The sequence below is a fragment of the Roseicyclus salinarum genome (genome assembly GCF_029624655.1).
GTDB classification, from domain to species: domain Bacteria; phylum Pseudomonadota; class Alphaproteobacteria; order Rhodobacterales; family Rhodobacteraceae; genus Roseibacterium; species Roseibacterium salinarum.
The window spans coordinates 176,748-183,843 of the sequence record NZ_JARRSA010000004.1 but is presented as its reverse complement, the minus strand read 5'-3'; the positions used below and the strand labels follow the sequence as shown (position 1 = coordinate 183,843).

The following is a 7,096-nucleotide window of genomic DNA, read 5'->3' as shown; positions in this document are numbered from 1 at the left end:
CGCCGCCTCGGGGCACGAGGCCCCTCGCCGGCGCTGACGCCTTCGGCGCCGCGTATTTTCGGAAAGATGAAGCCCGAGGACCGTGGAAACGACACGCGTCCGGGGTGGCTCAGCCGCGAAAGCCCGTGGCCACCACGAACTTTTCCGAGCTGTCCGCGCGCGAAGCCGGCGGCTTGACGTTGGCCACCTTGTCGAAACGCCGCTTCAGAGCGGCCTGCAGGCTGCCCTCGGCGCCGCCGGACAGGACCTTCGCCACGAAGGTGCCGCCAGGCTCGAGCACGTCGAAGGCAAGCTCGGCGGCTGCGTCGCAAAGCGCGATGATGCGCAGGTGGTCTGTCTGCTTGTGCCCCGAAGAGGCCGCCGCCATGTCGCTCATCACGACATCGGCGCGGCCGCCGAGCCACTCCTTGATGCGCTCGTCCGCGCCGTCCTCCATGAAATCGAGGACGTGCAGCTCGGCGCCGGGGATCGGCTCCACCTCCTTGAGGTCGACGCCGATGATGCGGCCCTGCGCCTTGCCGGCCCTGTCGCCGAGCGCGTTGATGCGCGGCACGGCCACCTGGCACCAGCCCCCCGGCGCGCACCCGAGATCGACGACGCGCGCGCCCGGAACGAGGAAGCGGAACCTGTCGTCCAGTTCGAGGATCTTGAAGGCCGCGCGGCCGCGGAAGCCCTCGCGCCGCGCGCGCTGGACGTAGGGGTCGTTCAGCTGCCGCTCGAGCCAGCGGGTGGACGACAGCTTGCGTCCCCGTGCCGTCTTCACCTTGACCTTGAGGTCGCGCTGGCCGCGCCCGCTCTTCGCCTTCATCGTCCGACCACGCCCTTCATCTTTCTCAAAATACGCAATCCCGACGTAAGCGAGGGCCCGCCCGGCCGCAACGCCGCAAGACGATGCGGGCCACCGCCCTATTCCTCGAGGACACCGTCGCGTGACATCTGCGCATAGAGCAGACCCTCCCGAAGGCCGCGGTCGGCCACGCTCAGCCGGTCGGTGGGCCATGCCCTCAGAAGCGCCTGCAGGATGGCGGCGCCCGACATGATCAGCGTCTGCCGGTCGCGCCCGATGCGCGGGTCGCGCCTGCGGCCTTCGGGGCCGAGCGCGAGATATTCCGAGATCACCGAATCGATCTGGTCGGAGGTCATGCGCAGGCCGTCGACCTTGTTTCGGTCGTAGCGGCGCAGGCCGAGGTGGCTGGCCGCGACGGTGGTGACCGTGCCGCTGGTGCCGATGATCTGGAAGCCCGCGCGCGCCTGGTCGGCGGCGTCGTCGTAGGGCGAGAATTCGGCCAGCTGCTCCTCGAAGAACCAGCTCATCAGCGCGAACCGCGCGCCGTCGTCGGCCACGTCGTGATACATGTCCTTGAGCGTGGCGACGCCCAGCGGAATCGAGATCCAGTCCACGACCTTGGCGCGGGGAAACACCGTGTCCTCGTGGTCGAAGCCCTGGTGCAGGCGCATGATCGCGCGCGGCCTGTCAGGGCGCGGCACGCGCGAGAGATCGATCCAGACCAGCTCGGTCGAGCCGCCGCCGATGTCCACCACCAGAAGCTGCTCGGTCTTGGTCGAGACCAGCGGCGCGCAGGACACGACGGCGAGCCGCGCCTCCTCCTCGGGTTCGATGATCTCGAGCGCAAGGCCGGTGTCGCGCTCGACGAGGGCGATGAATTCGGCCGCGTTGCTCGCGCGGCGGCAGGCCTCGGTGGCGACGAGGCGCATCCGTTCGACCCGGTGCTTCTGAAGCTTCCTCTGGCAGATCTTGAGCGCGCCCACCGCGCGCGCCATCGACGCCTGGCTGAGGCGGCCCGACGCCTCGAGGCCCTGGCCGAGCTGGACGCTCTTGGAGAAGCTGTCCACGACGTGAAGCTGGTTGCCCTTCGGCTGGGCGATGAGCATCCGGCACGAGTTCGTGCCGAGATCGAGTGCGGCGTAGAGGTCGGCCGGATCGGGCCGATGGTCGGGCGCTGGGCGCCGTTCGACAGGCGGGTCTGCGGCGGGGGCGGAGATCACCGCCCCCGCCGCGGGTCTGGGGAACGGACCGGCGCCGCGGCTGCGCTTGCGCGACATGCGGGCCTCCGAAAATTCTGGTCATCCGACATGTAGCAATTCCGGTGCCACCTCACAATGGCGTTGCGGACCCGGACGCGCCCCGGCACGCCCCGGCCCAGAGCCGGACCAGGGCCGGCCGCACGGGAGGCGCCTCAACATCATCATGAGAATTTTGGGGGTCGCGCCCCCCTGCCCTTCGAGGTCCGGCGGGATATTGTCAAAATGCGTGCAGGGTCGCTCCCGCCCTGCACCATGTCGAAAACGGAGCGTCGCGGCGGCGCGCGTTGCCTATGGTGCGCGAAACCGCAGCGGCCCGAGGCCCGGAAAGGAACCGCCCGATGCCCGTCGTCACCCATGTCTACTGGCGCGACATCCCCGCGCAGGTGATCGTCGGCAAGGGGCGTCGCGGCTCGAAGGCGCCGCTGCCGGAACGGTTCGAGCAGGCCATCGACCGCGTGGCGATGAAGATCGGCGCGCGCGACGAGGACGCCTACCTGCGCGAATGGCGCCGCGTCGAAGTTGGCGAGGCCGACGGCGACCCCGACGAGATCGCCGCCGCCGAGGCCGCACGGCTGGACGCCCTTTACGACACCGCCGCGCTGAAGCGGCTCGTCGACGCCGAGGGGTTCGACCCCGAAGCGCAGACCGCATGACACGGGCCTGACTTGGCCGCATTCTGGGAGACGATCATGGCCCTTCTGTCCTTCCGCAAGCCCGCGACCGCGGCCCCGACGCCGAGCGCCGGGATCGAGGCGCTCCTGCGGGACTACTCGATCGAGGTGATGCCGCGCACGGCCGAGAAGGTCGATGACTTCCGCACGCTTCTGCCGAAGGGCACGCGCGTCTACGTGGCCCATATCGACGGCACGCCGATCGACGACATGGTCGCCACCGCCCGGCGGCTTCGGGACGAGGGCTTCGAGCCGATGCCCCATTTCCCCGCGCGCTCGATCGCCGGGCCCGCGACGCTGGCCGAGTGGATCCGGCGCTACGCCGAGGAGGCGGGCGTCACGCAGGCGCTGATCCTTGCCGGCGGCATCGCGACGCCGCGCGGCGAATACCATTCCTCCATGCAGCTTCTCGAGACGGGCTTCTTCGACGACGCGGGCTTCACCCGCCTGCACGTCGCAGGCCACCCCGAGGGCAACCGCGACATCGACCCCGAGGGCGGCGAGCGCGAGTGCCTGGCGGCACTGCGCTGGAAGCAGGACTTCGCGAACCGCTCGGATGCGAGATTCGCCATCGCGACCCAGTTCGCCTTCGAGGCGGCGCCGGTCGTCGCATGGGCCGAGCGCCTCGCGGCCGCGGGCATCGCGATGCCGGTGCACCTGGGAGTCGCGGGGCCCGCCAAGCTGCAGACGCTGATCAAGTTCGCCATCGCCTGCGGCGTGGGCAATTCGCTTGGCGTGCTTCAGAAGCGGGCCAGGGACGTCTCGCGGCTCGTGAAGCCGATGGAGCCCACGGACCTGCTGAGCGCGCTTGCCGCCGAGAAGGCGGCGGGGCGCGCGGGCAACATCGAACGCATCCATTTCTTCCCCCTGGGCGGCATCAGGGCGAACGCCGAATGGGCCACCGCCAATGGTGGCGAGGCCGCCCGGCCCGCCGAGACCGCCGGCGCCTGACCAGACCGAGAGAGAGCAGCAGACACATGACCTGCACCGTCATCGAATCCGCGACCCGCACCACAGTGATCGGCTTCGACCAGCCGTTCTGCGTGATCGGGGAACGGATCAACCCCACCGGCCGCAAGATCCTCAACGAGGAGCTCGAGCGCGGCGACTTCTCCCGCGTGGAGGCCGACGCCCTCGCGCAGGTCGCGGCCGGCGCGACGGTGCTCGACGTGAACTCGGGCGCGGTCTTTTCCAACAAGATGGGTGAGGATCCGCGCTACGCGGACAACAACTTCGTCGAGCCGATGCTGATGCCGGAACTGATCCGCGTCGTGCAGGCCGTGACCGATTGCCCGCTGTGCATCGACTCGTCCGTGCCCGGCGCGCTTCAGGCGGGCCTCGAGGCCGCGAACGGGCGGCCGCTGGTGAACTCGGTCACGGGCGAGGAGGAGCGTCTTGAGGTCGTGCTGCCGCTGGTCAAGAAATACGGCGTGCCCGTCGTCGCGATCTCCAACGACGACACCGGCATCTCCGAGGATCCCGACGTGCGCTTCGCGGTCGCGAAGAAGATCGTCGAGCGCGCGGCCGATTTCGGCATTCCCGCCCATGACATCGTGGTCGATCCGCTGGTCATGCCGATCGGCGCGATGAAGACCGCCGGGCTGCAGGTCTTCACCCTCGTGCGCCGCCTGCGTGAGGAACTTGGCGTGAACACCACCTGCGGAGCGTCCAACATCTCGTTCGGGCTGCCGAACCGCCACGGGATCAACAACGCCTTCCTGCCGATGGCTTACGGCGCCGGAATGACGAGCGCGATCATGAACCCCGTGGCGCTTCCGGTCGGGCCCAGGAAGATCGCAGAAAAGAAGGCGCAGGTGGAGGAGGCCGGGATCATCCTGCCGCCCGACATGGACGACGAGACCTTCGTCAAGCTTTTCGGCATGGGCTCCACCATGCCGCGCGCCGGCAAGGAGATGGAAGCCATCCGCGCGGCCAATTTCCTGATGGACCAGGACGATGGCGGCGGCGCGTGGATCCGCTTCAACCAGGATCCCGACGCGGCGCCGCAGGGTGGGCGCGCGGGCGGGCGCCGGCGGCGTCGCGCAGGCTGAACGCGCCCCGGCGCAACACAAGCGCAGGACCCGACGTGCCGCGCAAAGACGCGATCATCCCGGCCTTGGATCCGGCCCGCGCCCAGGTGGCGGGCAGGGTTCCTGTTTGCCGCTGGCCGCGGCCGGACCACGCCACGATCCAGCTCGCCGGCCCGCACCGCGCCACGCCAGGCCGTCTGGCCGTCACGCGCAATTGCCGCTAGAAGGACCGCGACCATGTCCAGCGACCCCCTCGTCATCTTCACCCCGTCCGGCAAACGCGGCCGCTTTCCCGTCGGCACGCCGATCCTGACCGCCGCGCGCCAGCTTGGCGTCGACCTCGACTCGGTCTGTGGCGGGCGCGGCATCTGCTCCAAGTGCCAGGTCGCGCCGTCCTACGGCGACTTCCCCAAGCACGGCGTCCACGTCCAACCGGGCGCCCTGTCGGAGTGGAACGCGGTCGAGGAACGCTACGACCGCGTGCGGGGCCTGAAGGAAGGGCGCCGCCTGGGGTGCCAGGCGACGGTTCAGAGCGACGTCGTGATCGACGTGCCCGCCGAAAGCCAGGTCCACCGCCAGGTCGTGCGCAAGGCGGCCTCGGCCAAGCCCATCGTGATGGACCCCGCCACGCGGCTTGTCCTCGTCGAGGTGGTCGAGCCCGACATGCACGAGCCCTCGGGCGATCTGGAACGGCTGCGCGACGCGCTGGCCGAGCAATGGGGCATTGCGCGCGTCACCGCCTCGCTGCCCGTGCTGCAAGGCCTCCAGCCCGCCCTGCGCAAGGGCGGCTGGCAGGTGAGCGTCGCCCTTCACCAGCCCGCGGGATCCGACGACTGCGAGATCCTCGGCGTCTGGCCGGGACTGCACGAGGCCGGCCTTTACGGGCTTGCCGTCGATCTGGGCTCCACCACGATCGCTGCACACCTGTGCGACCTCGCCGACGGGCGCGTGCTGGCCTCGGCGGGCATCATGAACCCGCAGATCCGCTTCGGCGAGGACCTGATGAGCCGGGTCTCCTACGCCATGATGAACCCCGGCGGCGACCGCGAGATGACGCGCGCCGTGCGCGAGGCGATGTCGACGCTCGCCACCGAGCTTGCCACCGAAGCGGGCATCGCGCGCTCGCTGATCCTCGAGGCGGTGATCGTGTGCAACCCGGTGATGCATCACCTTCTGCTGGGCATCGACCCCGTGGAACTCGGACAGGCGCCCTTCGCGCTGGCGACCGCCGACAGCGTCACGCTGGGCGCGCGCGACCTGGAGCTTGCGACCATCGCCCCGACTGCGAAGGTCTACCTCCTTCCCTGCATCGCGGGCCATGTCGGCGCCGACGCCGCCGCCGTCGCGCTGGCCGAGGCGCCGGACCGGTCCGAGGACCTCGTGCTGATCGTCGACGTGGGCACGAACGCCGAGATCCTGCTCGGCGACCGTTCGGGCGTGCTGGCCTGCTCCTCGCCCACAGGCCCCGCGTTCGAGGGCGCGCAGATCAGCGCCGGGCAGCGCGCCGCGCCGGGCGCCATCGAACGGGTCGAGATCGACCCCGGGACGAAGGAGCCGCGCTTCAAGGTCATCGGCTGCGATCTTTGGTCCACCGATCCGGGCTTCGCGGAGGCGACGAAGGATACCGGCGTGACCGGCATCTGCGGCTCGGGCATCATCGAGGCGGTGGCCGAAATGCGGATGGCGGGCCTTCTGGACGCCTCGGGCCTCATCGGCAGCGAGGAGGCCACGGGCACGCCCCGCGCCGAGGCGCAGGGGCGCACCCATGCCTATCTGCTGCACGACGCGACCGAGGCCGGCGGCCCGCGCATCCTCGTCACGCAGGGCGACATCCGCGCGATCCAGCTCGCCAAGTCGGCGCTTTACGCGGGCGCGCGCCTGCTGATGGACAAGCGCGGCGTCGACCGTGTCGACCGCGTGGTGCTGGCCGGCGCCTTCGGCGCGCATATCAGCCCCAAGCACGCGATGGTGCTGGGCATGATCCCCGACGCGCCGCTCGACAAGGTCACGAGCGCGGGCAACGCGGCCGGACATGGCGCGCGCATCGCGCTGTGCAACCGGTCCGAGCGCGAGCGTATCGAGCGCACGGTGCGCGAGATCCGCAAGATCGAGACGGCGGTCGAGCCGCGCTTCCAGGAGCATTTCGTGAACGCCAACGCCCTGCCCCACGCGGTCGACCCGTTTCCCGAACTCGCCAGGGTCGCCCCGCTTCCGCAGGTCCATTTCGGCGCCTCCGGCGGCGGCGAGGACGGCGCGCGGCGTCGGCGCAGGCGCGCCCGCGCCGAGGCCCGAGAGCGCAGTCCCGAAACCGATTGACGGCCGGCGCGGCGCTGCGGTATCGCATCGGGC

6 protein-coding genes are annotated in these 7,096 nt (G+C 70.4%); 4 read left to right on the top strand and 2 right to left on the bottom strand.

Annotated elements, in window-relative coordinates:
• Nucleotides 1-109 precede the first annotated feature (109 nt).
• Together P6F26_RS04290 and P6F26_RS04285 are read right to left on the bottom strand one after the other, a co-directional pair.
• A complete protein-coding gene (locus tag P6F26_RS04290) occupies nucleotides 110-808 on the bottom strand; it encodes an RlmE family RNA methyltransferase (RefSeq protein WP_278027408.1) in 699 nt (232 codons plus the stop codon).
• 98 nt (nucleotides 809-906) lie between these two features.
• A complete protein-coding gene (locus P6F26_RS04285) occupies nucleotides 907-2,064 on the bottom strand; it encodes a Ppx/GppA phosphatase family protein (RefSeq protein ID WP_278027407.1) in 1,158 nt (385 codons plus the stop codon).
• 320 nt (nucleotides 2,065-2,384) lie between these two features.
• Between P6F26_RS04285 and P6F26_RS04280 the strand changes: the two genes are divergently transcribed.
• From P6F26_RS04280 to P6F26_RS04265, 4 genes are all read left to right on the top strand, one after another.
• On the top strand, nucleotides 2,385-2,699 hold the full coding sequence (locus P6F26_RS04280; RefSeq protein ID WP_278027406.1) for a virulence factor: 315 nt from the start codon (nucleotides 2,385-2,387) through the stop codon (nucleotides 2,697-2,699).
• Nucleotides 2,700-2,735: 36 nt separating this feature from the next.
• On the top strand, nucleotides 2,736-3,668 hold the full coding sequence (locus tag P6F26_RS04275) for a methylenetetrahydrofolate reductase (protein ID WP_278027405.1): 933 nt from the start codon (nucleotides 2,736-2,738) through the stop codon (nucleotides 3,666-3,668).
• Between the two features lie 26 nt (nucleotides 3,669-3,694).
• Nucleotides 3,695-4,768 carry a methyltetrahydrofolate cobalamin methyltransferase gene (locus tag P6F26_RS04270; protein ID WP_278027404.1) on the top strand — a complete coding sequence of 358 codons (1,074 nt, stop codon included), beginning with the start codon at nucleotides 3,695-3,697 and terminating at the stop codon, nucleotides 4,766-4,768.
• Between the two features lie 216 nt (nucleotides 4,769-4,984).
• Nucleotides 4,985-7,063, top strand: coding sequence for an ASKHA domain-containing protein (locus tag P6F26_RS04265; protein WP_278027403.1), 2,079 nt, complete (start codon nucleotides 4,985-4,987; stop codon nucleotides 7,061-7,063).
• Nucleotides 7,064-7,096 lie beyond the last annotated feature (33 nt).